23 protein-coding genes are annotated in these 22,781 nt (G+C 60.7%); 11 read left to right on the forward strand and 12 right to left on the reverse strand.

Going from position 1 to position 22,781, the window contains the following annotated elements:
- Positions 1-87: 87 nt before the first annotated feature.
- From QRN31_RS23890 to QRN31_RS23900, 3 genes are read right to left on the reverse strand one after another with little or no spacing between them, the layout of a single operon-like run.
- On the reverse strand, positions 88-345 hold the full coding sequence (locus QRN31_RS23890) for a cytochrome C oxidase subunit IV family protein (RefSeq protein WP_285434930.1): 258 nt from the start codon (positions 343-345) through the stop codon (positions 88-90).
- Positions 346-355: 10 nt separating this feature from the next.
- Positions 356-943 carry a cytochrome c oxidase subunit 3 family protein gene (locus tag QRN31_RS23895; RefSeq protein WP_285434931.1) on the reverse strand — a complete coding sequence of 196 codons (588 nt, stop codon included), beginning with the start codon at positions 941-943 and terminating at the stop codon, positions 356-358.
- Positions 927-1,730, reverse strand: a complete 804-nt coding sequence (locus QRN31_RS23900; protein WP_285434932.1) for a CbbQ/NirQ/NorQ/GpvN family protein — start codon at positions 1,728-1,730, stop codon at positions 927-929. The genes QRN31_RS23895 and QRN31_RS23900 overlap by 17 nt, the downstream gene beginning before the upstream one ends.
- A 199-nt stretch (positions 1,731-1,929) precedes the next feature.
- On the opposite strand from QRN31_RS23900, the gene QRN31_RS23905 reads away from it, so the two are divergent.
- The 11 genes from QRN31_RS23905 to QRN31_RS23955 all read left to right on the forward strand — a co-directional run bounded on the left by QRN31_RS23905 (position 1,930) and on the right by QRN31_RS23955 (position 10,954).
- On the forward strand, positions 1,930-3,618 hold the full coding sequence (locus tag QRN31_RS23905; protein WP_414922215.1) for a cytochrome D1 domain-containing protein: 1,689 nt from the start codon (positions 1,930-1,932) through the stop codon (positions 3,616-3,618).
- A 24-nt stretch (positions 3,619-3,642) separates the two neighbouring features.
- Complete coding sequence (locus QRN31_RS23910) at positions 3,643-3,957, forward strand: c-type cytochrome (protein ID WP_285434934.1); 315 nt, start codon at positions 3,643-3,645, stop codon at positions 3,955-3,957.
- 16 nt (positions 3,958-3,973) lie between these two features.
- On the forward strand, positions 3,974-4,300 hold the full coding sequence (locus QRN31_RS23915; protein ID WP_285434935.1) for a c-type cytochrome: 327 nt from the start codon (positions 3,974-3,976) through the stop codon (positions 4,298-4,300).
- Complete coding sequence (locus QRN31_RS23920) at positions 4,297-5,475, forward strand: cytochrome D1 domain-containing protein (protein WP_285434936.1); 1,179 nt, start codon at positions 4,297-4,299, stop codon at positions 5,473-5,475. The genes QRN31_RS23915 and QRN31_RS23920 overlap by 4 nt, the downstream gene beginning before the upstream one ends.
- Position 5,476: 1 nt before the next feature.
- A complete protein-coding gene (locus QRN31_RS23925) occupies positions 5,477-5,932 on the forward strand; it encodes an Lrp/AsnC family transcriptional regulator (RefSeq protein WP_285434937.1) in 456 nt (151 codons plus the stop codon).
- On the forward strand, positions 5,932-6,447 hold the full coding sequence (gene ahbB, locus QRN31_RS23930) for a siroheme decarboxylase subunit beta (protein WP_285434939.1): 516 nt from the start codon (positions 5,932-5,934) through the stop codon (positions 6,445-6,447). Before QRN31_RS23925 ends, ahbB (QRN31_RS23930) begins: the two co-directional genes overlap by 1 nt.
- Complete coding sequence (locus tag QRN31_RS23935) at positions 6,440-6,883, forward strand: Lrp/AsnC family transcriptional regulator (RefSeq protein ID WP_285434940.1); 444 nt, start codon at positions 6,440-6,442, stop codon at positions 6,881-6,883. The genes ahbB (QRN31_RS23930) and QRN31_RS23935 overlap by 8 nt, the downstream gene beginning before the upstream one ends.
- Positions 6,858-7,361 carry a siroheme decarboxylase subunit beta gene (gene ahbB / locus QRN31_RS23940; RefSeq protein WP_285434942.1) on the forward strand — a complete coding sequence of 168 codons (504 nt, stop codon included), beginning with the start codon at positions 6,858-6,860 and terminating at the stop codon, positions 7,359-7,361. Before QRN31_RS23935 ends, ahbB (QRN31_RS23940) begins: the two co-directional genes overlap by 26 nt.
- A 26-nt stretch (positions 7,362-7,387) precedes the next feature.
- Complete coding sequence (nirJ, locus tag QRN31_RS23945; protein WP_285434943.1) at positions 7,388-8,566, forward strand: heme d1 biosynthesis radical SAM protein NirJ; 1,179 nt, start codon at positions 7,388-7,390, stop codon at positions 8,564-8,566.
- A gap of 70 nt (positions 8,567-8,636) precedes the next feature.
- Positions 8,637-9,464, forward strand: a complete 828-nt coding sequence (gene cobA, locus QRN31_RS23950; protein WP_285434944.1) for a uroporphyrinogen-III C-methyltransferase — start codon at positions 8,637-8,639, stop codon at positions 9,462-9,464.
- Complete coding sequence (locus QRN31_RS23955) at positions 9,461-10,954, forward strand: nitrite reductase (RefSeq protein WP_285434946.1); 1,494 nt, start codon at positions 9,461-9,463, stop codon at positions 10,952-10,954. The genes cobA and QRN31_RS23955 overlap by 4 nt, the downstream gene beginning before the upstream one ends.
- 264 nt (positions 10,955-11,218) lie before the next feature.
- Here QRN31_RS23955 and QRN31_RS23960 read toward each other — a convergent pair whose 3' ends face one another.
- From QRN31_RS23960 to QRN31_RS24000, 9 genes are all read right to left on the reverse strand, one after another.
- Positions 11,219-11,962 (reverse strand): SDR family NAD(P)-dependent oxidoreductase, encoded by a 744-nt coding sequence (locus tag QRN31_RS23960; RefSeq protein ID WP_285434947.1) that lies wholly within the window; start codon positions 11,960-11,962, stop codon positions 11,219-11,221.
- A gap of 110 nt (positions 11,963-12,072) precedes the next feature.
- Positions 12,073-12,576, reverse strand: coding sequence for a nitrous oxide reductase accessory protein NosL (locus QRN31_RS23965; protein ID WP_285434948.1), 504 nt, complete (start codon positions 12,574-12,576; stop codon positions 12,073-12,075).
- A 33-nt stretch (positions 12,577-12,609) separates the two neighbouring features.
- Entirely contained in the window at positions 12,610-13,440 is an 831-nt protein-coding gene (locus QRN31_RS23970) for an ABC transporter permease (RefSeq protein ID WP_285434949.1), read from the reverse strand.
- A complete protein-coding gene (locus QRN31_RS23975; protein WP_285434950.1) occupies positions 13,437-14,360 on the reverse strand; it encodes an ABC transporter ATP-binding protein in 924 nt (307 codons plus the stop codon). Before QRN31_RS23975 ends, QRN31_RS23970 begins: the two co-directional genes overlap by 4 nt.
- On the reverse strand, positions 14,357-15,646 hold the full coding sequence (locus QRN31_RS23980; RefSeq protein WP_285434951.1) for a nitrous oxide reductase family maturation protein NosD: 1,290 nt from the start codon (positions 15,644-15,646) through the stop codon (positions 14,357-14,359). The genes QRN31_RS23975 and QRN31_RS23980 overlap by 4 nt, the downstream gene beginning before the upstream one ends.
- A gap of 27 nt (positions 15,647-15,673) precedes the next feature.
- Positions 15,674-17,596 (reverse strand): TAT-dependent nitrous-oxide reductase, encoded by a 1,923-nt coding sequence (nosZ, locus tag QRN31_RS23985; protein WP_502942519.1) that lies wholly within the window; start codon positions 17,594-17,596, stop codon positions 15,674-15,676.
- Between the two features lie 53 nt (positions 17,597-17,649).
- A complete protein-coding gene (nosR, locus tag QRN31_RS23990) occupies positions 17,650-19,767 on the reverse strand; it encodes a transcriptional regulator NosR (protein WP_502942520.1) in 2,118 nt (705 codons plus the stop codon).
- A gap of 175 nt (positions 19,768-19,942) precedes the next feature.
- Complete coding sequence (gene hemN / locus QRN31_RS23995) at positions 19,943-21,331, reverse strand: oxygen-independent coproporphyrinogen III oxidase (protein WP_285434956.1); 1,389 nt, start codon at positions 21,329-21,331, stop codon at positions 19,943-19,945.
- The gene (locus QRN31_RS24000; RefSeq protein ID WP_285435053.1) at positions 21,328-22,698 is read right to left on the reverse strand and encodes an oxygen-independent coproporphyrinogen III oxidase; all 1,371 of its coding nucleotides are present in this window, start codon (positions 22,696-22,698) and stop codon (positions 21,328-21,330) included. The genes hemN and QRN31_RS24000 overlap by 4 nt, the downstream gene beginning before the upstream one ends.
- Positions 22,699-22,781 lie beyond the last annotated feature (83 nt).

Below are 22,781 nucleotides of genomic sequence, written 5' to 3' on the forward strand. Positions count from 1 at the left end.
AGAAAGCCAGATGGTTTTGGTCGGGTATTGTCCACAACGCAGATCGAATGTGGGAGCGGGCTTGGTCGCTCCCACATGTGTATTCCTTCAGCGGAACGACAGCAGTGTCATCCCGATCACCGTCGCCAACACCAGCGCCCAGCTCAACATCAACCGGCGCCACAGTCGCGGCGCGTGGCGCATCTCCATGAAGCCGTCGGTGATCAGCCACGCCTTGCCCACCGCCACCAGCAAGATGGCCAACGTCAACAGCGATGTCGCGCCAACGTGGGCCAACGCCACCGTGCACACACTTAACGTGGCAAGCGCCGCCCAACAGACCAGCAATACCCTGGAAATAGACATGAGAACCTCGTCAACTCAGCACGTAGACCAGCGGAAACAGCATGATCCAGATCAGATCGACCATGTGCCAATAGAGCACGCCGGATTCAAACCCGCTGCGTTTGCTGGCGTCGTACAGGCCACGGCGGCAGCGCTCCGCGAGCCACCCGAGAATGACCATGCCGAGCAGTACGTGGAGAAAATGAAAGCCGGTGAGGATCCAGTAGAGGGTGAAAAAGGTGTTGTGCTCCATGCCCAGCCCCGAGGCGAGCAAGTGCCGGTATTCCTTGAGTTTCAGCACCACGTAGACACTGGCGACGAGCAACGCCATCAGCAGGAAGACCGCACCGTGGCGCGGCCGTGAGTGCCTGACGTGCTCTTGCGCCAGCGCGGCGAACAGGCCTGCGGTGAGCAAGCTCAGGGTCATCGCCAACCCGGTTGAGGTGTTCAGCAACAAACGGCTTTCGCTGAACATCTGCGGCTTGAGTGCCTGGGTCACGGCGAACGCCAGGATCAGGATGGCGAACACCGACAGCTCGGCCAGAATGAAAAACCACATCGCCAGATCGCCCGGCAATTGACGGCGAGAGACGCCCGCGGACTCAGCCAAAGTGGACATCAACCACGTCCATCAGCGCGGCAACGGTCAGCGGATCATCGCTCAGCGGCTCGGCCAGGCAGGCCATGCACGCCTCACGCGGGTTCATGCCGGAGCGGATCATGCGCGCGGTAAAAATCAGCAGCCGCGTTGAGGCGACCTCTTCCAGGTCATGTTGATCGAGCCGGCGTAGCGCCTGGCCCAATCGCACCACTTGCGCCGCCAGCGCGTTGTCCACCTGCGCCTCCCGGGCGACGATGCGTTCCTCGTCGGCCACCGGGGGATAGCCGAAACGCATCGCCACGAAACGTTGGCGGGTGCTGGGTTTCATGCCTTTTAGCAGGTTCTGGTAACCGGGGTTGTAGGAGACCACGAGCATGAATGACGGCGGCGCCTTCAGCACTTCGCCGGTGCGCTCCAGAAACAGCTCGCGGCGATCGTCAGCCAGGGGATGCAGTACGACCACGGTGTCCTGACGCGCCTCGACCACTTCGTCGAGGTAACAGATGCCACCTTCGCGCACCGCGCGGGTCAGCGGTCCGTCCTGCCACCAGGTGCCCTGGGCACCAATCAGATGGCGGCCGATCAGGTCGGCCGCGCTCAGGTCGTCATGGCAAGCCACGGTGTACAGCGGCAGTTTCAGCCGATGGGCCATGTGCTGGACGAAGCGGGTTTTGCCGCAGCCCGTCGGGCCCTTGATCAGCACCGGCATGCCATGACGCCAGGCTTGTTCGAACAGCGCCTCCTCATTATTGAGCGGTTGGTAGAAGGGTTCGATCGGGTGATCGCAAGACTGGATACGGTCCATGGGCTGCCTGTTCCAAAAGCGGATTCAAGGAACACGCTACGGTCCCCTGCGACAACCTGGCAAGTGAGATGGCCGGCAAACTTGATCGTCGTCAAGCGAACATTGGCCTGCTCGGGCATAGCCTTGCACGGCACTAAGAACCTGCGTTCTGCGCTGCCGTTTCAGCACATCGCAAAGGTCTTGCCTGAGGAGAAATGGAATGCTGATCAGCAATAGAAAAACGTTTGCCCTGACCCTCGCCACATTGTGTTCGTCACTGGCTCTGGCAGTGAGTCATGCCGCCAGCGCTGACGAACCCGCCGCCGCGACCAACCCGCCCATGGTCAAAACCGCCGGCGCTCCCGACATGAGCCAGACCGAGTTCGACTCATCCAAGGAAATCTACTTCCAGCGCTGCGCAGGCTGCCACGGCGTTTTGCGCAAAGGGGCCACGGGCAAACCGCTGACGCCGGACATTACCCAGAGCCGCGGGCAACCGTACCTGGAGGCCTTGATTACCTACGGGTCTCCGGCGGGCATGCCGAACTGGGGAACGTCCAATGCGCTGACCAAGGATCAGATCACGGTCATGGCCAAGTTCATTCAGCACACGCCGCCGACGCCACCGGAATGGGGCATGGCCGAGACGTTGAAAACCTGGAAAGTGCTGGTCAAACCCGAGGACCGTCCGAAGAAGCAGTTGAGCAAACTCAACCTGCCGAACCTGTTTTCAGTGACGTTGCGCGATGACGGCAAGATCGCCCTGATCGACGGTGACAGCAAGAAGATCGTCAAGCTGATCGAGACCGGTTACGCGGTGCACATCTCGCGCATTTCTGCTTCCGGTCGCTACCTGTTGGTGATTGGCCGGGACGCCCGGATCGACATGATCGACCTTTGGCCCGTGGAGCCGACCAAGGTCGCCGAAGTCAAAGTGGGCATCGAGGCGCGCTCGGTCGAGACCTCCAAGTTCAAAGGCTACGAAGACAAATACACCATCGCCGGTTCTTATTGGCCGCCGCAATTCACCATCATGGATGGCGAAACCCTTGAGCCCAAGCAGATCGTTTCGACCCGAGGCATGACCGTCGACAAACAGGAATATCACCCGGAGCCTCGGGTCGCGGCGATCATCGCCTCCCACGAATGGCCGGAGTTCATCGTCAACGTCAAGGAAACCGGCAAGGTGATGCTGGTCAATTACCAGGACATCAAAAACCTCACCGTCACCTACATCGATGCTGCACCCTTCCTGCATGACGGTGGTTGGGACAGCACGCACCGCTACTTCATGACCGCCGCCAACAACTCCAATAAGGTCGCCGTGATCGACTCCAAGGAGCGCAAGTTGACCGCGCTGGTGGACGTCGGCAAAACCCCTCACCCGGGTCGCGGCGCCAACTTCAACCACCCGACCTACGGCCCGGTCTGGGCCACCAGCCATCTGGGTGATGACGGCATCTCGCTGATCGGCACCGACCCGACCAAACACCCGCAATACGCCTGGAAGCAGGTCGCCTCGCTGAAGGGCCAGGGTGGCGGATCGCTGTTTATCAAAACCCACCCCAACTCTCGTCACCTGTACGTCGACACCACCCTCAACCCGGACGCCAAGCTCAGCCAATCGGTGGCGGTGTTCGACATCGACAAACTTGACGCCGGCTACACCGTGCTGCCCATCGCTGAATACGCGGGCATCAAGCAAGGCGCCATGCGCGTTGTGCAACCGGAATACAACAAGGCCGGCGATGAAGTCTGGTTCTCCGTGTGGAGCGGCCAGGCAGATGAGTCGGCGTTGGTGGTGATCGACGACAAAACACTGAAGCTCAAATCCGTCATCAAGGACAAACGACTGATCACACCCACCGGGAAGTTCAACGTCTACAACACCCAACACGACATCTATTGAGCTCCATCAATGCAAGGAAACACCATGAAAAACACTCTGTTTTCACTGTTCGCCCTGACCGCTGCGCTGAGTGTGCAGCCGGCCATGGCCCAAGACGCGCTGGAGTTGTTCAAGAGCAAACCCTGCGCAGCCTGTCACTCCATCGACACCAAAATTGTCGGCCCGGCGCTCAAGGATGTAGCGGCCAAGAACGCTGGCGTATCGGGGGCCGTGGACACCCTCGCGGGCCACATCAAGAACGGTACACAAGGCAATTGGGGCCCGATGCCCATGCCGGCAAACCCGGTCACTGAAGAAGAAGCAAAAATTCTCGCAACCTGGGTACTGACCCTCAAATAACCGCCTGGAGGGCGCCATGATGGTTTATCGACACGCAGTGATGCTGGCGGCCCTCCTACTCATTTGCGCCACCGCGGTTGCGGCGCCCGACGCCCAGCGTCAGGCGCAACTCGAACACCTGCTGACCCAGGACTGCGGCGCCTGCCATGGGCTGCACCTGACGGGCGGGCTGGGTCCCGAACTGACCCGCGCAGCGCTGGCCGGCCAGTCCAGGGACAGCCTGATTGCCACCGTCGCTCAAGGCCGGCCCGGCACCGCGATGCCCGGTTGGGCGCCATTGCTCAGCCCCGGCGACATCCGCTGGCTGGTCGATCTTCTTCTCCAGGGATATCCCGCACCATGATCCGTTCAATCCTGTTCTGCGCTGCAGCCGGGCTGTTGTTGTCCGCTTGCGTTCAGCCACCGTTGCGTGGCACTGGTGACCTGGGCGTGGTCGTGGAGCGCGCCACCGGCAGCGTACAAATCATCGAAAGCGATACCCGCACCGCGCTGGCGCGGCTCGAGGGTCTCGGCGACCTGTCCCATGCTTCAATGGTGTTTTCACGGGACCAGCGCTATGCCTATGTGTTCGGGCGTGACGGCGGCTTGAGCAAAATTGATTTACTGACCCGGCGCATTGATCATCGGGTCATCCAGGGTGGCAACAGTATCGGCGGCGCCATCAGCCAGGACGGCAAGCTGATCGCCGTGTCCAACTACGTGCCCGGCGGGGTCAAGGTGTTCGATGCCGACACCCTGCAACTGGTGGCCGATATTCCTGCCACGCCTCTGGCCGACGGCAGCAAACGCTCGCGGGTGGTCGGGCTGGTCGACGCGCCGGGGCAACGTTTTGTCTTCAGCCTGTTCGATACCGGCGAGATCTGGACCGCCGATTTCAGTCAGGGCAGCACCCCACGAATCAGCCGTTTCACCGGCATCGGTGAGCAACCCTACGACGCCCTGATAACTCCCGATGGGCGCTACTACATGGCCGGCCTGTTCGGTGAAGACGGCATGGCGCAACTCGACCTCTGGCATCCAGAGCGCGGTGTGCAACGGGTGCTCGGTGATTACGGTCGCGGCCAGGCGAAACTGCCGGTCTACAAGATGCCGCACCTGGAGGGCTGGGCCGTTGCCGACAACCAGGCGTTCGTGCCCGCCGTCGGCCGTCATCAAGTGTTGGTGATGGATTCACGCACCTGGCAGCAGACCGCTGCGATTCCGGTGGCCGGTCAACCGGTATTCGTCACCTCGCGCCCGGACGGTCGGCAGCTGTGGGTGAATTTCGCCTACCCGGACAACGACCGCGTGCAAGTCATCGACACCGAAACCCACGCCGTGGTCGCCGACCTGAAGCCGGGGCCGGCGATCCTGCACATGGAATTCACCGCACGTGGCGACCAACTGTGGCTGTCATTACGCGACGGCGACCAGGTTCAGGTGTGGGATCCGTACAGCCTGAAGCTGCTCAGCAGTCTGCCGGCCGCCGCGCCAAGCGGCATCTTCTTCAGCAGTCGCGCGCAGAAAATGGGGTATTGAATTGAACCTTGAACTGCTCAGCCGTCAACTGATCGACCGCTTCCAGCACGGCATGCCGCTGTGCCCGGCGCCGTACAAGGAGATGGCCAAGATTCTCGGTTGTCGAGAATCGCAAGTTATGGCTTGCCTGGAGGAAATGGACCGGGCCGGCACCCTCTCACGGATCGGCCCGGTGTTCGAACACAGCCGCGCCGGGGCCAGCACCCTCGCCGCCTTTGCCGTGCCCGCCGAACGCCTGCAACAAGTCGCCGAACGCGTCAGCCAATATCCCGAGGTCAATCACAACTACGCGCGGGAGCATTTCTACAACCTGTGGTTTGTGCTGACCGGCCCCAATCGTCAGCACATCGACCGCGTGCTCGAAGAACTAGAGAACGACACCGGCCTCATGCCGCTGGACCTGCCGATGTTGACCGCCTACCGCATCGACCTGGGCTTTGCCCTGGGAGAAAACTGATGAACCCGGGATTGAGCCCCAAACAGGCGCTGGCGCTGCGCCGACACCTTGAAGGTGGATTGCCGTTGGTATCGCGTCCTTATCAGGCCCTCGCAGAACGGATAAATGCTGACGAACACCAAGTGCTGGAACAAATGCATCAGTGGAGCGAACAAGGGCTGTTTCGCCGCATCGGTCTGGTGCTGCACCACCGCGCGCTGGGCTTTACCGCCAACGCCATGCTGGTCCTGGACGTTCCGGACGCGCTGATCGACGAAGTCGGCCAGCGGCTGGGGCGAGCGCCGGGCATCAACCTCTGCTATCAACGGCCCCGGCGCTTGCCGCAATGGCGGTACAACCTGTTTTGCATGGTGCATGGGCGTCAACGTGATCAGGTCCAGGCGCAGATCCAGGCATTGCTGGAAGAACATCTACTCAGCGACCTGCCCCATCAGCTGTTGTTCAGCACCCAAGTGTTCAAGCAGTGCGGCGGACGTTTTGCGCCCTCGCGAACAGGAGCGCCTAACCATGGATGACCTCGACCGTCGACTGATCAATCGGTTGCAATTGGGCCTGCCGCTGGTGCGCCACCCATGGCAAGTGCTGGCGGCCGAACTGGACAGCAGCGCCACCGAACTGCTCGACCGCCTCCATGTCCTGCTCGATGACGGGGTGCTCACGCGCTTCGGCCCGATGTTCGACATCGAACGACTGGGCGGCGCCTTCACTCTCGCCGCACTGGCGGTGCCGGAAGAGCGTTTCGACGAGGTCGCCGAGCAACTGCAAGCCCTGCCGCAAGTGGCGCACAACTACCGACGCGAACACGCCTGGAACATGTGGTTCGTCCTCGGTTGCGCCACTGAACAAGCGATCGCCGAAACCCTGCAGCACATCGAAACCCTGACCGCCCTGCCGTTGCTCAACCTGCCCAAAGAGGAGACCTACCATGTCGGTCTGTATTTCCCGGTCTGAAGACACCCTTGCACAGCGTCTGATCGTGTTGACCCAGGCCGGCCTGCCGTTGCTGGACGACCCTTGGGCCTGGCTTGCCGAACAACTGGGATTGAGCATCGAATCCACACTGGACCTGCTCAAGCGCTTGCAGGCTGAAGGCGCGATCCGGCGGATCGCCGCGGTGCCCAACCACTATCGACTGGGCTACCGTCACAACGGCATGACGGTCTGGGATGTGCGAGATGTGGACATGCCGCGCCTCGGTGCACTGATCGGCGCGCAACCCTTCGTCAGCCACTGCTACCGCCGCCCGCGCCGAACCGGCTGGCGCTACAACCTGTTCGCCATGGTCCACGGCCGCAGCGGCGATGAAATTGACAGTTACCGCGAGCACCTGCGCTATCTGCTGGGCGACGCGTGTGCCGCCGAAGAGATGCTGGTGAGCAGCCGCATCCTGAAGAAAACCGGCTTGCGTCTGCCCACCGCTTCGAACTGAATACGTCCCGACTCAAGGAGAGTTGCATGTTGAGGATCAGCCAATACCTGCGTGCGCTTGCCGGCCAGGCGCCTGCCCCCAGAACCAGTCCACCGGGCATACATCGGCCGCCGGTGGTGATCTGGAACTTGCTCCGGCGCTGCAACCTGACCTGCAAACACTGCTACGCCACGTCCGCCAACAGTGTCTTTCGTGACGAACTGGACACGGCCGCCGCGCTAACAGTGATCGACGACCTGCACGAGGCCGGCGTCAAGGTCCTGATTCTTTCCGGCGGCGAACCGCTGCTGCGCGAGGATCTGTTTGTGCTCAGCGCCTACGCCCGGGCCAAGGGCTTCTTTGTAGCCTTGTCCACCAACGGCACGCTGATCGACGAGCACAACATCGGGCAGATCAGCTCGGCGAACTTCGACTACGTCGGCATCAGCATCGATGGCCTGGAAGCCACCCATGACGCCTTTCGCCAACTCAAGGGCAGTTTTGCCCGTTCCATACAGGCGATCCGGCTCTGTCGCGAACAAGGGATTCGCGTCGGCCTGCGCACCACCCTGACCAGGGAGAACCACCCGCAATTGCCCCAACTGCTGGCGCTGATGCGCGAGTACGACGTGCAGAAGTTTTATCTGTCGCACCTCAATTACAGCGGTCGCGGCAAACGCAGTCGTCAACTCGACGCGCAAAAGCAGATGAGTCGGGACGCGATGACGCTGATCTTCGAGCGAGCCTGGGACGACATCCAACTGGGCCGCGACAGTGACTTTGTCAGTGGCAACAACGATGCCGACGCGATTCTGCTGCTGCAATGGGCCGCACAGCGTCTGCCGGAGCATTACCCGCGCCTGGAAAACATGCTACGCGCCTGGGGCGGCAACGCTTCGGGCAGTGGTATCGCCAATATCGACAACACCGGCGAAGTGCACCCGGACACCTATTGGTGGCAGCACTCGGTGGGTAATGTGCGGCACACGCCGTTCCGCGCGCTGTGGCTGGACCAGCCGGATGCTCTGCTGCTGCGATTGCGTGAGCATCCCCGCGCGGTCGGTGGCCGTTGCGCTCACTGCCGCTGGTTGCCCATCTGCAACGGAAATACCCGCACCCGCGCCTGGGCCGAGGGAGATCTGTGGGGCCAGGACCCCGGCTGCCATCTTAGCGATGACGAAATCGGCGCGCCGCCGCCCACGCCCCTCGCTTGCCTCAGCCACTGAATCGTCCGTCCGGCAAACCACCTGACCAAGGTTGGGGCCGGCGAACCTGATGAAGCCTCAAGGACGTCCCATGCACCCATCGATTATTTTACCGGCCGCGCTTATGTCCCCGTTCAGACCGGGCGAAGTCGCCCTGGTAGGCGCCGGTCCCGGCGATCCACGCCTGCTGACCCTGCGCGCCTGGAGCCTGTTGATGCAGGCCGATGCCGTGGTGTACGACCGTTTGATCAGCCCTGAACTGCTGACGTTGATCCCTCTGGCCTGCGCCAGGCATTACGTCGGCAAGGCCAGCGGCTGCCACAGCCTGCCCCAGGAACAGATCAACGAACTGCTCGCCGACCTTGCCGATCAAGGGCAGCGCGTGGTGCGGCTAAAGGGCGGCGACCCGTTCATCTTTGGTCGCGGCGCCGAGGAGCTTGAGTACCTTTTGCAACGCGGCGTTGATTGCCAGGTTGTCCCGGGCATCACCGCCGCTTCCGGTTGCAGCGCCTACGCGGGCATTCCGCTGACCCACCGGGACCTGGTCAACTCATGTCGATTCATCACCGGCCATTTGCAACGCGATGGCGAGTTGACGTTGCCCTGGAGCAGCCTCGCCGACGGCAGCCAGACCCTGGTGTTTTACATGGGGTTATCGAACCTGGCGATTATCGCCCGGCGCTTGATCGAAGCCGGAATGGCCGCCGACACACCGGCGGCACTGATCAGTAACGGCACCCGCCGCGACCAGCATGTCGCCCGTGGCCTGTTGCACCAACTGCCGACCCTGGCACTGGATTGCCCACCGGGCATCCCGACGCTGACGGTGATTGGAAAGGTGGTCGATCTGTTCGCGGCGCAGCACATGGAATACCCGGCGCGCCTCTACCCAAAACCTCCACGCAAGGTGGCGCTATGAGGCGCCTGGTGCTTGCCCAGTTGTTATGCATAAGTGCGGCGCAGGCTGGCGCAGCGGTTCCGGCACTCGAACAAGCGGCGCACGACTACCAACTACACTGCCAAAGCTGCCACGGCGCCAACCGTTTTGGCGCGGCGGGACCGGCGTTGCTACCGCAGAGTCTGAGCCGGATCAAACCGGACGAAATTCGCAGCGTGATCCAGAACGGTCGCCCCGCAAGCCAAATGGCCGGCTATGCCAACGTGTTCAGCCCGGCACGGATTGACGCGCTTGTGGACTACCTCCAGCAACCGCCCGCCACCGCGCCCACCTGGAGCAATGACGCCATTCTCGGCAGCCACTCGCTGCTCGCGGATGTCAGCAAGCTGCCCAACACGCCCCAGCATGGTGCCGACCCGCTGAACCTGTTCGTGGTGGTGGAGGCCGGCGATCATCACATCGACATCCTCGACGGTGATCGTTTCGAGGTGCTGGCGCGTTTTGCGTCGCACTTTGCCGTGCATGGCGGGCCGAAGTTCTCGCCGGATGGACGCTTCGTCTACTTCGCCTCGCGTGACGGCTGGATCAGCCTGTATGACTTGCACAACCTGAAGCTGATCGCCGAGGTCCGCGCCGGTCTCAATACCCGCAACCTGGCGGTGAGCAAGGATGGTCGCTGGGTGCTGGTGGGCAACTACCTGCCGGGCAACCTGGTGGTGCTGGATGCCCGCGATCTGTCACTGGTCAAAACCATCCCGGCGATCGGCGAGGACGGCACCGCGTCAAGGGTCAGTGCGGTGTACTCCGCCCCGACACGGGACAGCTTTATCGTCGCGCTCAAGGACGTGAAGGAAGTGTGGGAACTGTCCTGGGCCGGCACCCCGGATTTCGTGCCGCGACGGATCCACGCTGGGGATTTTCTCGACGATTTCTCCTTTTCCCCGGACTACAAACAGTTGCTGGCCACCTCGCGCAAGGCCCAGGGCGGTCAGGTGATCGACCTCGACAGTGGCAAGGTGATCACCGATATCGCGCTGCCGGGCATGCCGCATTTGGGCTCGGGGACCTATTGGAAACGTAACGGTGAGTGGGTGTTCGCCACGCCGAACATCAGCAAGGGGCTGATTTCGGTGATCGACATCAAGACGTGGACACTGATCAAGGAAATCCCGACCCTGGGGCCGGGCTTCTTCATGCGCAGTCACGTCAACTCACGGTATGCCTGGAGCGACGTGTTCTTCGGGCCGGACAACGATGCAATTCACCTGATCGACAAACAGACCCTGGAAATTGCCCACACCTTGCGCCCGATACCCGGAAAAACCGCGGCTCATGTTGAGTTCACCCGGGACGGCCGTTTCCTGCTGTTGAGCATTTGGGCCACCGACGGTGCGCTGATTGTTTACGACAGCAATACCCTGAAGGAGATCAAACGCATTCCGATGAACAAGCCTTCGGGCAAGTACAACGTGGGGAACAAGATTGAGTTTGCCGAGGGGACTTCGCATTAGGCCTTGGGGGTATATCCGTTTCTTTGGTAACGGCGTCTATCGGTTTCGCTTTTAGCGAGTCACTTTGGAAAAGCGTGTACGGACCGGACACAAACGCCCCAAAGTAACCAAATGTATGGTCAGCCCATCTTCTGCCACCCAGTACTGATGAACGGTAAATCGAGCTTGCGCTTAATGATTCCTGATCGTTCCCATGCTCTGCGTGGGAACGATCAACATCTACAGCATCGCGAGCAGGCTCGCTCCTGCATGTACTCCGCCCCTTCAGCCCAAGGTATAGCCGTTATCGACTTTCCAGTCCTGACCGTAGACACCCCGAGCACCCTGCGACAGCTGAAAGACAATCACATTGGCCACCGCCGCCGCATCGAGAAAATGGCCAGGCAACAGACGTTTACCAAGGGTGTCAGCGACGTCGCCGAGCTCCCCCTCGCTCAACCCAAGGTTGTCCCACATCGCCGTCGCGGTCGGCCCCGGGGAGACCAGATTGATTCGCACATCAAAACTCGCGAACTCAACGGCCAGTGTCCGCGCCTGAGCCACCAGTGCAGCCTTGCTGGCAATGCAGGCAGCCAACCCGGGAAAGCTCAAACCGGTGAGGAAGCTCCCGACAAACACCACCGAAGCAGGGTTCGCCAGTTGCCCACGCAACGCCGCCAGGGTATTCAGCGCACCGGCACCGTTGACCGCCCACTGTCGCTGGAAGGCCAACATGTCCAGACTGTCGGCCATTTCGGCGACTCCCGCGTTGGGCACCAGATAGTCCACGGGGCCCAGCGCCGCCGCACGCTCGGCCAGCTCGCCCAAGTCTTGCTGATTCGTGACATCCCCGGCAAACCACTGCAACCGATCGCCGTAGATGTGCTGCAAGGCCGGTAATTCACCGAGGGTCCGCGACATCGCCAGCACCTTCACGCCCCGTGGCAACAGCGCAGCACACAAGGCCAGGCCAATCCCGGAACTGGCCCCCGTGACCACCGCCAATCGATCCTGAAACTCGGTTTTCATCATGTTCTCCTGGGCATCGCGGATGCCAAGCACTGGGGACGTAGCGAGCCCCTATCTTTGAGCAGACAGAAAAAAACCGACTTGACGGCGATCAGGCTTTTTCGACAGCGTCAGGGTTGCTGCAGCAGCCCCGGAGTGATTTCGCTGAACCGCAACAAGCGACCACCCTGTTGCGCGATAAGCTTTTCAGCGGCCTCGCGACTGGAGAAGGACGCCAACACCACACCCATGGCGCCTTTGAGCTGGGTGCCGACCACGTAAAACGCATCTCTGGCATCGATCAGGTGGGCGTCATCCGGCGCGTTCCACGGACTGCGGCCCATGTCGTGGACATACAGTTTTGCATCGCCGTGATGGTTTTCCGGTTGCAGCCACCAACCGATCATTTCCGCCGTGGAGCAGAACTTCTTCACCCCGGCCCGCTCGACGACTTCGCCCTTGGGTCCTGGGAATCCGTTGATGATCATCCCGCAGACATGGCATTCATCACTGGGATGAAAGGCTGTGGCGGCGCTGCTGTAGGTGGCTTGCGCCGGATTGTCACAGGCCGTCAGCAACAGGCACATCATCAGGCCCGCCACCGCGCGCATTGTCGTCAGATAAAACGTACTCATCGTCAACTACTCCAAAACTATCAAAGTGAAAACTCATGTCGCCCGGCGACGAAACAACAGCCAGGCCGAGCCCAATGGCACCGCCACCCACAACGACAGGCACAGCCAGAGCATCGCGCCCGGCATCGGCAAATCGCTGCCCAGCGTCAGTACACCCGTGGTGCCCGCGCCGGGCTCAAAACCGGAGAGATTGATCAGGCGGTAGATGTCGGCCGGATTGAGCAGCAGTAACCAGGGCAGCACTTTCGGGTTGAACTGCCCTTCGCTGAGCACCAACAGCGCCAGCAGTGCCAGGTCGAACACCAGCACGAAGAAGAACCACACGCCCAGCGCCAACCCGGCGGCCGTGGATTTCTCGGCCGACACACTGCTCAGCACATAGGCCAGCCCCAGAAACCCCCAGCCCAGCAGCGTCGACGACGCAATGAACCGGCCAAAGGCCCAGAGCAGCAGGCTCAGTTCGACATCGTCCACCAGCACGGCGATGGCCAGCATGGCGCAGCCGAAACCAATCAGTGTCGCCAGCGCCAGGATCAACCCGTGGCCGACAAACTTGCCGAGCAGAATCTGCCCGCGACCCAACGGGTACGTCAGCAACAGCAGCAACGTGCCGCTTTCGTCCTCGCCGACGATGGCGTCATAGGCCAACAGCAACGCAATCAACGGCATCAAAAACGTTGCCAGACTGGCGAGGCTGGCGATGGTGGCCGGCACCGAGGTGAAACCCAATTGCCCGGAGGCCGCGGCGCCCAGCCAGGCGATGCCGATGGCCAATACCGCGAACAGCACACTGATCGCCAACAACCAGCGATTGCGCAAACCGTCGCTGAATTCCTTGCGGGCCATGTTCCAGACAGCGTTCATACGGCCTCCCCGATCGGCACCGCACCGGCCCGGCTCATGTAGTAGCGGTAAATGTCTTCCAGCGACGGCTGATGGATTTCCACGTCGGCCGGTTCGTCTTCATTGAGCAGTTGGCGCAACAGCCCGAGCTTGCTGCCATTGAGCGCGGCCACTTCAAGCCCTTCGACGCCCCAGCGCTCGGTGACGTGCCCGGCGTTGTTCCAGCGTTGCTGCAAGGGCCCGGCGTGCTTCAGGCCGTTGGCGCGAATCAGCGTCGGCAACCCCGCTTCCTCACGCAGACTGTGGAGACTGCCGAGAGCCAGCAGGCGTCCCTGGGTCAGAATCGCGGCGCGGTTGATGTGCGCCTCGACGCCCGGCAATACGTGGGAGCAGAGAATGATGCTGGTGCCCTGGCTGCGCAGACGATCGAGAAAGCGATAAAGGTCCTGGGTGGCAATGGGATCGAGGCCGACGGTCGGCTCGTCGAGCAGCAACAAACGCGGCTCGCCGAGCAGCGCTTGCGCCAGCCCCAATCGTTGACGCATGCCTTTGGAGTAGGTCTTGACCCGCCGATGCGCCACACCGGCCAAGCCGACTTCCTCCAGCAGTGCGTCCACTTGAGCGGACGCGGCACCTTTGAGTCGTGCGAAATGGCGCAAGGTCTCAACACCGCTCAGCTGTGGGTAAAAGGTCACGTTCTCCGGCAGATAACCGAGCAGGCGCCGCACGTGCGGATCACTGGGTAAACGGCCGAACACCCTGACCTGCCCTTCGCTGGCCTGGAGCAGGCCGAGCACCAGTTTCATGCTGGTGGTCTTGCCCGCACCGTTGTGCCCGAACAAGCCCAGCACTTCACCTTCCGCAAGGCTGAGGTTGAGCTGATGCAGCACGGTGGTGTGCCCGTAGCGCTGGCTGACGCCTTGGATGTCGACGACGTTCATGAGGTGGGCTCCTGGGTCAGGCTTGGCGTGGGTGACTTCATCAGAGGATGGCTGTCCAGGACACCCGGCGATTTCATCACCGCAAAGGCCCGTTGCACCCAACGCAGCAACTCGATGCCGGGGCTGTTCATCAACAGCCGCACCTGCGGGTACAGCCACAGCAGCCGGTCGACGTTGTCATTGGGTTCGTAGGCGATATCGCCCAGACCATCGCTGTTGCGATCCCAGCCCAGGTAATCGCTCCAGTAGTTGCCGCGGCCATCCGCCGACCATTCCTGCAAGCGGGTGGCGACATACTTGACCTGCCGTTGATTACCGACAAAAGCATTGTCGGCGATGCGGTTGTCTTCCGAGCCGGCGGTGAGGTGAATGCCCACGGCGCTGTGCTCAAAGTGGTTGTGTTCGATGCTGTTGAACAGTGAGTTGTAGATGAACAACGCCTTGCCCTCGGCACCGCTGATCATGCTGTCGCCGGTCGAGCCGTCGCGCACGTCAGTGACGAAGTTGTCACGCAAGGTTGAATAGGTGATGTAGTTCATCAGGATTCCGTAGTTCTGATCCTGTTCGGAGCGATTGCCAATCACCGTGAGCTTGCGGCTTTGCATCAGGGCGTAGCCGGTGCGGGTGCGACGGGTAGTGTTGCCGATCAGTTGGTTATCGTTGGCGAACATGTAATGCACGCCGTAACGCAGGTCTTCCAGGGTATTGCCCTGCAGCAGGTTGCCGTTGGAAGTGTCGATGTAGATGCCATCGCGGGTATCGCGCACCTGATTGTCAATGACCTTGGCGCCATGCACCGCATACAGATGAATGCCATTGCCGCGATCCTGGGAGCGCATCGCCGGATCCCCCTGAATACGGTTGTCGATCAGGCTCACATCCTGAGTGCCATCGACCCAGATACCGAACCCCTGGCCTTGCAGGCGATTGCCTTTGATTACCGCGCCATGGGCTTTGGGCTGGATAAACACCGCCGCATTCATTGCCGTGAGGTCGTGCCCCCAGTCCAGAAAGGTGCAGCCCTCGATGCCGACATCCGGCGCACTGATGATCAAACCGTTGCCCTGCCCCTCCCCCTGGAACACCGCGCCCGGCTCGCAAAGAATCTGCATTGGTTGATCGACGCTGAACGAACCACGGTATTCCCCCGCCGGCAGGTGCCAGCGTTGATCGGCGTCCACCTGAAACGGCAACGTGTTGATGGGTTGCACCGCCAGCGCGCTGCCGGACATCAGCAGGAGCGCAAGCGCAATGACCTCCACCGGGTTTCCCTTGCTCTGAGTCATTGCTTCGCTCCTGTCGACGGGCAACGGTCAGGCCTTCTCGACCTTCATGCGGCCGACCATTTCCATGTGCAGCGCATGACAGAACCAGCTGCAGTAGTACCAGTGCAGGCCGGCCTTGTCGGCGGTGAAGGTAATCGAAGACGTCTGCTGCGGGCTGATTTCCATGCTCACGCCATGGTTGGTCATGACAAAACCGTGGGTCACGTCTTCGATCTGGTCGATGTTGGTGATGGTCACGGTGACTTCGTTGCCCTGCTTGACGGTGAATTCCGACAGGCCATAGGCCGGGGCCATCGAAGTCATGTAGACGCGGACTTTGTTACCGTCGCGGATGACCTTGTTGTCGGTCTCCAGCTTGATCCCGTCCTTGGCGGCGATGGCCACGGTTTCGGCGAAAAACAGATCGTTGCGGTCCCAGATTTTCTTGGTCTTTATCTGGTCGCGGCGGGCCATGACGCAGTCGTGGGGTTCGGCGAAAGCCGGGCCGTCGTGCACCAGCTTCATTTCCTCGCCGGAGATATCGATCAACTGGTCGTTCTCTGGGTGCAGCGGTCCGGTCGGCAGGAAGCGGTCCTTGGAGAACTTACTCAGGACCATCAGCCATTGGCCGTCGGCGTCTCTGGTTTCCGTCAGCGAGGCATGGTTGTGGCCCGGCTGGTATTGCACGTCAAATTTCTGCTTGATGTAGTTGACCTTCTCGCCGGTGTACGCGCGAATGGCCTCCTCCACGTTCCACTTCACCACCTGGCTGTCGATAAACAGCGTGGTGTAGGCATTGCCGCGGCCATCGTAGGTAGTGTGGAGCGGGCCCAGACCCAGTTCCGGTTCGCCGACTACCACGTCGCGCGGGTCCTTGAATTTGTCGTCGAACAGATCATCCAGCTTCGCGGTGGCGATGATCGTGCAGGTAGGCGAAAGTTTGCCAGCGGCAATGAAGTACTTGCCATCGGGTGTCATGTTGATGCCGTGCGGGTTCTTCGGCACCGGGATGTAACGGGTGAACGCGCTGTCCTTGCCTTCGTCCTTGCGACCGTCGACCACTGGCACTTTTGAGCCGTCGAGGGTGATGAACTTGCCCGCCTTGATCGCGGCTTCGATGCGCGGGATGTTGAACACCACCACCCAGTCGCGCTCGTTGCGCATCATGCCGCCCAGGTCGTAGGCCTTCTCCGAGTTGTAACAGGTGGACGCTGCGTATTTGCCGGTGTAGTCGGCGTCGGTGTTGTCCAGGTTGCCGTCGACAATGACCTGGAAGGCCATCTCCATTTTCTCGGCATCGATGGCGTTAAACATCGTGTAGCTGTTCTTGTCCTGCAGGTCGAAGGTGCTGCCGTCATTGGGGTGTGGAATCACGAACTCGGCATTGGCGAACACGTATTTTGTGTGCGGCACTTTTTGCAGGCGCAGCCCGTGAACGGCCTGCACATTGGGCACGGTGAGCATCTTGTCGCACTTCATGATGTCCAGACGGATACGCGCAACGCGGCTGTTGGCCTTGTCGTTGATGAACAGGTATTTGCCGTCGTACTTGCCGTCGGTCATCGACAAATGCGGGTGGTGGCAGTCGCCATTCTTGAAATGAGCGCTGTCGCCCATGATCCGTTTGCTTTCGTTGGTCAGGCCCCAACCAGTGGCGGAGTCGACGTTGAACACCGGCACACGCAGCAACTCGCGCATCGACGGAATGCCCATGATCCGCACTTCACCCTGATGACCGCCACTCCAGAAACCGTAGTACTGGTCCAGCTCGCCCGGCCCGACGTGGGTTTTCAGTTGCGCGTCCTTGGCCGCTGCCGCCCAGGTCTCACGGGTAAACACCGCGCCACCGATGGCCGTGGCACCGGCCAGTACTGCGCCGGTCACCGCGCTGGTGCCCAGGAAGCCTCGACGACTGAGGCCGGTCGATTCCGGCACTTCAGTGGCTTTTTTGGATTCTGTGTCGTTCATCAGGTGTGTTCCTTGAAGGGATAAAAACGGTCACTGCGCACAGGTGCTCGCGGGGTTCACTCCAGAGCGTTCACTTCCACGACAGGTATCAGTTGCACAGGGGTGGGTGCCGGTTTGCCGCGCTTCTTGCGCTTGTTGATGAGCGGCGGGCATTTGTTCTCGTTGTGGTAAGTCATCTGGCAATCGAGGCAGTAGTGGCACTCGTTGGCATTGATCCGACCATCGGGATAGATCGCCTGGATCTCGCATTCCTTGGCGCACAGTTGGCAGGGTGTGCCGCAATCCTTGCGGCGTTTGAGCCAGTCGAACAGGCGCAATTTGGTCGGAATCGCCAGCGCCGCTCCCAACGGGCAGATGTAGCGGCAATAGACCTTGCGCGTGAAGACGTTGATGACCAGCAGCGCCACCGCGTAGGCCACGAACCACCACTGGCGGTCGAACCTGAGGGTGATGGCGGTTTTGAACGGTTCCACCTCGGCGAACAGTTCGGCGGTGGACATCGACTCCAGGGAGATGCCGAACAGCAGTAGCAAAATGATGTATTTGATCGCCCACAGCCGCTCATGGACCGCGAAGGGCAATTCGTATTGGGGGATTTTCAGCGTACGCGCGGCTTCGTTGATCAACTCTTGCAAGGCGCCAAACGGGCACAGCCAGCCGCAAAACACACCACGTCCCCACAGCAGAATGCTCGCAGCGGCGAAGACCCAGAGCATGAAGATCAGCGGGTCGGTGAGAAACAGCTCCCAGCGAAAGTGCTCGAACAGCGCATGCACAAAGGTCAGGACGTTGACCACCGACAGCTGCCCCAGCGCATACCAGCCGAGAAACACCACGGTAAAGGCCAGGTAACCCCGGCGCAGCCAATGCAGAAACCGTGGCCGGCGGGTGAAGGTGTCCTGCAGGAACAGGATCACCGTCAGCAGCAGTAACGCGGTCCCGAGCACGGTGATCTGAAAGGATTTCTGGTACCAGATGGTCAACCACATCGGCCGACCGGCTTCCTCGAGGGCGGCCAATTCTTCGGGGCTGGGCAGTGGCCGTTCAAGGTACAGCTCGGGCAGTTGATAAGGCAGTTCGAAGCTGCTGAACGTGCCACTGAGCGGCCCGGTTTGGCGACGCACCAGCAATTCCAGGGACCAGGGCGATCCCGGGTCGAACCGGGCTGGTTCGCGCACGATGAAAATCGACATTTCAGTGAATTCCGGCATGCCCTTGGCAAACACATCTGAGAGCCGCTGATGGTCCATGTCGCGAAAACTGATGACGTTGCCGAACTGGCGCAGTTGCACCCGATCGAAGATCCCGCCGCGCACATACCCCGAGCCTTTATAGGAAAACAGCCCGCGCCCCAGCACCGCGATGGCCTGCTCGCCGGGCTTGAGGTCTTGCATGAGGAAACGATATTGGTTGTCGCCCAGCAGTGCGCGGCCAATGGTCGGCGGGTTCAGGTCGGCGGTGTACAGCTCGATGAAGGTGTCATCCACTTGGTCGGAGGGGGCAGTGTCGACGCCTTCGGCTTCGGTGCCCTTGAAGGCGGCGTCGACCTGGCCACGGGTCAGGTTCAAGCGGCGGATGGCGCCATTGCCGGTCAGTTGTTCCCAGCTGGCGGGCTCGAAAAAGTCCTGGCGGATGGTGGCGGGCTTATTCACCACCCCGCCCTTGTCCTCGATTAGCTTGAGCGACACGGCCACTTCATGGGCGGCGCGCATGATGACTTCATTGACCACCATGGCGGTGACAGTTGCGCCAGCGATGGCATCGACGGTGACCGCGTTCGGGTCGCTGGAATGGCCGACGACAACCCGCTGGCTGACCTTGATGCCTTTGTACCTGGCGCTGAAACCGTGAAGTTTTGCCTCAGGAATGCCAATCAGCAGAATCGGTTCATGGTGCTCCAGCACATAGGCATCCTGAATCACGCCGGCCGTGTCGAGGATCACCTGGGTATTGATTGGCTTGCCCGAGTAGGCCGGAATATCCACCACGTCCAGGCTCTGGAACACATAACCGATGACTTTGCCGGCGGCGGACAGCGTGCGCACCTTGAACCGGCCTTCGGGGGCGGAAACGGAGTCGGTATGAGGGAAGGTTTTTTCGATGCGCTGCTGCTCGATGTCTCCGTATTGCTTGGCCTGCACCGCCTCGAAGGTAGCGAACATCACCACCAGCATGACCACCAGCGCGACGCCCCAGGCGCGTAGGTTGCCGTGTATCAAAGGCTGATGGGTTGTCATGGGTTCGCTGATTTAAAAGGGGCTTGCGGTCATGTTAGGGAGCGTTGCGCCCCCGGCCCTTGATTGAAATCAACTTGCGAAAATACCCCCCCGGATGGCACGCGCCAGGGGCTCAAACCGTACGCGAAAACTGGCCTTTTTGTTCACCCCCCAGATAGGCGTCGAACGCCATCGCGGCACTGCGCATCATCAAGTGCCCTTGCGGCAACAGCACCAGTTCGTCGTGGTGAATCTGCAGCAGCCCATCGCGAACGTGCTCGCCCAACTGCGCCAATGCCTCGGCAAAGTACTCGGTGAAGCAAATGCCGTGACGCGCCTCATACGGGCTGAACGCGATACGGCCATGGCACATCAAGTCGCTGATCACCTCACGGCGCAGCAGGTCGTCGGCATTCAAGCGGTAACCCCGATGCACCGGCAACAATCCTTGATCGATTCGCGCGTAGTACTGCGAAAGCTCCTTGACGCTTTGGCTGTAGCTGTCGCCGACCTTGCCGATCGACGACACTCCAAGGCCGATCAAATCGCAGTCGGCGTGGGTGGAGTAGCCCTGAAAGTTACGCTGCAGGGTGCCATTGGCGCGGGCCAGCGACAGCTCGTCGTCCGGCAAGGCGAAATGATCCATGCCGATATAGACGTAACCGGCCGCGGTCAGACGGCGGATGGTCAGTTCAAGCAATTCCAGCTTGCGCTCCGGTGGCGGCATGTCGGCGGGACGAATCAACCGTTGTGCGCGAACCATCTCCGGCAAATGTGCGTAGCTGTAGGCGGCAATCCGGTCCGGACGCAGCGCTATGATCTTGCTGAGGGTGACGTCGAAACTCTGCACGGTTTGCAGGGGCAGGCCGTAGATAAGGTCGACGCTGATCGACTTGAATTGCGCCTCGCGTGCCGCAGCAACCAGCGCATAAATCTGCTCTTCACTTTGCTGGCGATTGACCGCGGCCTGCACGTCCGGGTCGAAATCCTGCACGCCGAAGCTCAGGCGATTGAAGCCTAATTGGCGCAACGACCGAATTTGCTCGGTGCTGATGGTGCGCGGGTCGACCTCGATGGAAAACTCGTGATCATCGCTGTCATCCATGTTGAACGCTTGGTGCAGGCAGTCCATCAGGTCCGCCAGCTGTTCGCTGGTCAAGTAGGTCGGCGTGCCGCCCCCCAGGTGCAGCTGAGTCAGTTTGCGGGTGTTGTCGAACAAGGCCGACTGCATCGCGATTTCACGCTTGAGGTATGTCAGGTACTCGACGGCGCGATGGGTTTTCTGGGTAATGATTTTATTGCAGGCGCAGTAGTAACAAAGGCTTTTGCAGAACGGGATGTGGATGTACACCGACAGTGACTTTGGCGCGACCACCTGATTGCTGTCGCGGGCGGCACGCTGATAGTCGTCAACGGCAAACGCCTGATGAAACTGTGGCGCAGTGGGATAAGAGGTATAGCGCGGCCCCGGACGGTCGTATTTTTCGACCAGGGCGCGATTGAAATCAAAAGTCGTGTTCATGATTGATCAACTCGCAAGGGGGTTAATGCCTCGCACCCCAAATCCTTTTCAAACAGGTTGCAGATGGCATCCACTTCTGGCCGACCGGCGGGAAGAATGCTGATGAAACGGTCCGACAACTCAATCAACCCATCGCGACTCAATTGCTCCAGCAACGGCCAGACGGACGAGAAATACCTGGAAAAAACCAGCCCATAACGTCTTTCGATGGCGCGGATATCGAGTTCCAGATCACACGCCAGTCGCTCCATGACCATTTGCCTGATCTGCTCCCCTGCCTCGAAGCGCCAACCACGGCACGTCGGCAATTGCCCGCTGTCCAGTTGCTGCTGATAACTGTCAATCCCGTCGGTATTTTGCGTATACAAATCGTCGATCTGGCTGATGGCACCCAAACCGAAACCGATATGATCGCAATACCCGTGACGGGTGAAACCCTCACAACTGCGGCGTAACCGGCCTCGCTCCTGAGCTATCGCCAGATCATCGTCGGGCCGGACAAACTGGCCCAACCCGATGTAGTGATAACCCGCGCACATTAGTTGTTCAAAACAGATCTGACGCATCGCGCCTTTAGCGTCCTGGCTGCACATCGCTCTGGCGGTATCAGCGCTCACTGGCCGATAGCGTCTTGGTGGCCGTGCATAGTCGAACACCATCAACCTGTCCGGCTCCAGTGCGATTATCGTCGCCAGTTTCAGCGCGAAGCTTTCGGGTGTCTGCCACGCGTGCCCAAAACCCAGGTCGACGTTAATCGATCGATAGCCAAAAGTGCGCGCGGCATCGATGAGCGAGTGGATCGGCGCCGGGTTCTGGTAACACGCCACCGACCTTTCACAGTCGCTGTCAAAATCCGGAACGCCGATGCTGACATGATTGAAACCCTGGTCGCGCAGCACGCCCATGGTCGCCCAATCGGTTTGATAGAGATCGACCTCGACGCTGTAGTCGCCGCACTCATGGACGAGAAAGTTGAATCGGCCACGCAGATGACTCATCAGCCGCTCTATGTGAGCAATGGTGAGTGTTCCGCCGCCCAGATGAAACTGCTCCACCCGTTGCTGCGCATCCAGGTGGCAACCGACGAGGTCGATCTCCTGCTCCAGATGCTGGAGGTACTGCTCAATATTCTGGTGCTCGTCGGCGCTATCGCGAGGGGAACAAAAGGACAGCTTGAGGCTGGAGGGCAACTGCACGTTCAGGGACAACGGACGTCGCTTCTGGCGGCTGACGCGCAACGCGCGAAGCAGATCCAGTGAGCCGATACCCTCATGGAATTTTTGCGTGTCGGCATGACAGTTGGGGTCGAGTACGCCCTGATCGCACCGGGCGATCAGCGCGCCGGGGTTGTGAAAGAAATCGAGCATGACGAGTCTCCGAGACTGGCTGCGGATCATCAGTGTCGAGGTTCGACGACCCATGCGCCTTGATTTGCATCAAGCACAAGCAA

Origin of the sequence: Pseudomonas sp. fls2-241-R2A-110 (assembly GCF_030209165.1) — a bacterium.
Taxonomy (GTDB): domain Bacteria; phylum Pseudomonadota; class Gammaproteobacteria; order Pseudomonadales; family Pseudomonadaceae; genus Aquipseudomonas.

Excerpts from the sequence above, each read along its gene's own strand:
- QRN31_RS23890 (WP_285434930.1), bottom strand. The coding sequence starts at position 345 with ATGTCTATTTCCAGGGTATTGCTGGTCTGTTGGGCGGCGCTTGCCACG.
- QRN31_RS23895 (WP_285434931.1), bottom strand. The coding sequence starts at position 943 with ATGTCCACTTTGGCTGAGTCCGCGGGCGTCTCTCGCCGTCAATTGCCG.
- QRN31_RS23900 (WP_285434932.1), bottom strand. The coding sequence starts at position 1,730 with ATGGACCGTATCCAGTCTTGCGATCACCCGATCGAACCCTTCTACCAA.
- QRN31_RS23905 (WP_414922215.1), top strand. The coding sequence starts at position 1,930 with ATGCTGATCAGCAATAGAAAAACGTTTGCCCTGACCCTCGCCACATTG.
- QRN31_RS23910 (WP_285434934.1), top strand. The coding sequence starts at position 3,643 with ATGAAAAACACTCTGTTTTCACTGTTCGCCCTGACCGCTGCGCTGAGT.
- QRN31_RS23915 (WP_285434935.1), top strand. The coding sequence starts at position 3,974 with ATGATGGTTTATCGACACGCAGTGATGCTGGCGGCCCTCCTACTCATT.
- QRN31_RS23920 (WP_285434936.1), top strand. The coding sequence starts at position 4,297 with ATGATCCGTTCAATCCTGTTCTGCGCTGCAGCCGGGCTGTTGTTGTCC.
- ahbB (WP_285434939.1), top strand. The coding sequence starts at position 5,932 with ATGAACCCGGGATTGAGCCCCAAACAGGCGCTGGCGCTGCGCCGACAC.
- QRN31_RS23935 (WP_285434940.1), top strand. The coding sequence starts at position 6,440 with ATGGATGACCTCGACCGTCGACTGATCAATCGGTTGCAATTGGGCCTG.
- ahbB (WP_285434942.1), top strand. The coding sequence starts at position 6,858 with ATGTCGGTCTGTATTTCCCGGTCTGAAGACACCCTTGCACAGCGTCTG.
- nirJ (WP_285434943.1), top strand. The coding sequence starts at position 7,388 with ATGTTGAGGATCAGCCAATACCTGCGTGCGCTTGCCGGCCAGGCGCCT.
- cobA (WP_285434944.1), top strand. The coding sequence starts at position 8,637 with ATGCACCCATCGATTATTTTACCGGCCGCGCTTATGTCCCCGTTCAGA.
- QRN31_RS23955 (WP_285434946.1), top strand. The coding sequence starts at position 9,461 with ATGAGGCGCCTGGTGCTTGCCCAGTTGTTATGCATAAGTGCGGCGCAG.
- QRN31_RS23960 (WP_285434947.1), bottom strand. The coding sequence starts at position 11,962 with ATGAAAACCGAGTTTCAGGATCGATTGGCGGTGGTCACGGGGGCCAGT.
- QRN31_RS23965 (WP_285434948.1), bottom strand. The coding sequence starts at position 12,576 with ATGAGTACGTTTTATCTGACGACAATGCGCGCGGTGGCGGGCCTGATG.
- QRN31_RS23970 (WP_285434949.1), bottom strand. The coding sequence starts at position 13,440 with ATGAACGCTGTCTGGAACATGGCCCGCAAGGAATTCAGCGACGGTTTG.
- QRN31_RS23975 (WP_285434950.1), bottom strand. The coding sequence starts at position 14,360 with ATGAACGTCGTCGACATCCAAGGCGTCAGCCAGCGCTACGGGCACACC.
- QRN31_RS23980 (WP_285434951.1), bottom strand. The coding sequence starts at position 15,646 with ATGACTCAGAGCAAGGGAAACCCGGTGGAGGTCATTGCGCTTGCGCTC.
- nosR (WP_502942520.1), bottom strand. The coding sequence starts at position 19,767 with ATGCTGGTGGTGATGTTCGCTACCTTCGAGGCGGTGCAGGCCAAGCAA.
- hemN (WP_285434956.1), bottom strand. The coding sequence starts at position 21,331 with ATGAACACGACTTTTGATTTCAATCGCGCCCTGGTCGAAAAATACGAC.
- QRN31_RS24000 (WP_285435053.1), bottom strand. The coding sequence starts at position 22,698 with ATGCTCGATTTCTTTCACAACCCCGGCGCGCTGATCGCCCGGTGCGAT.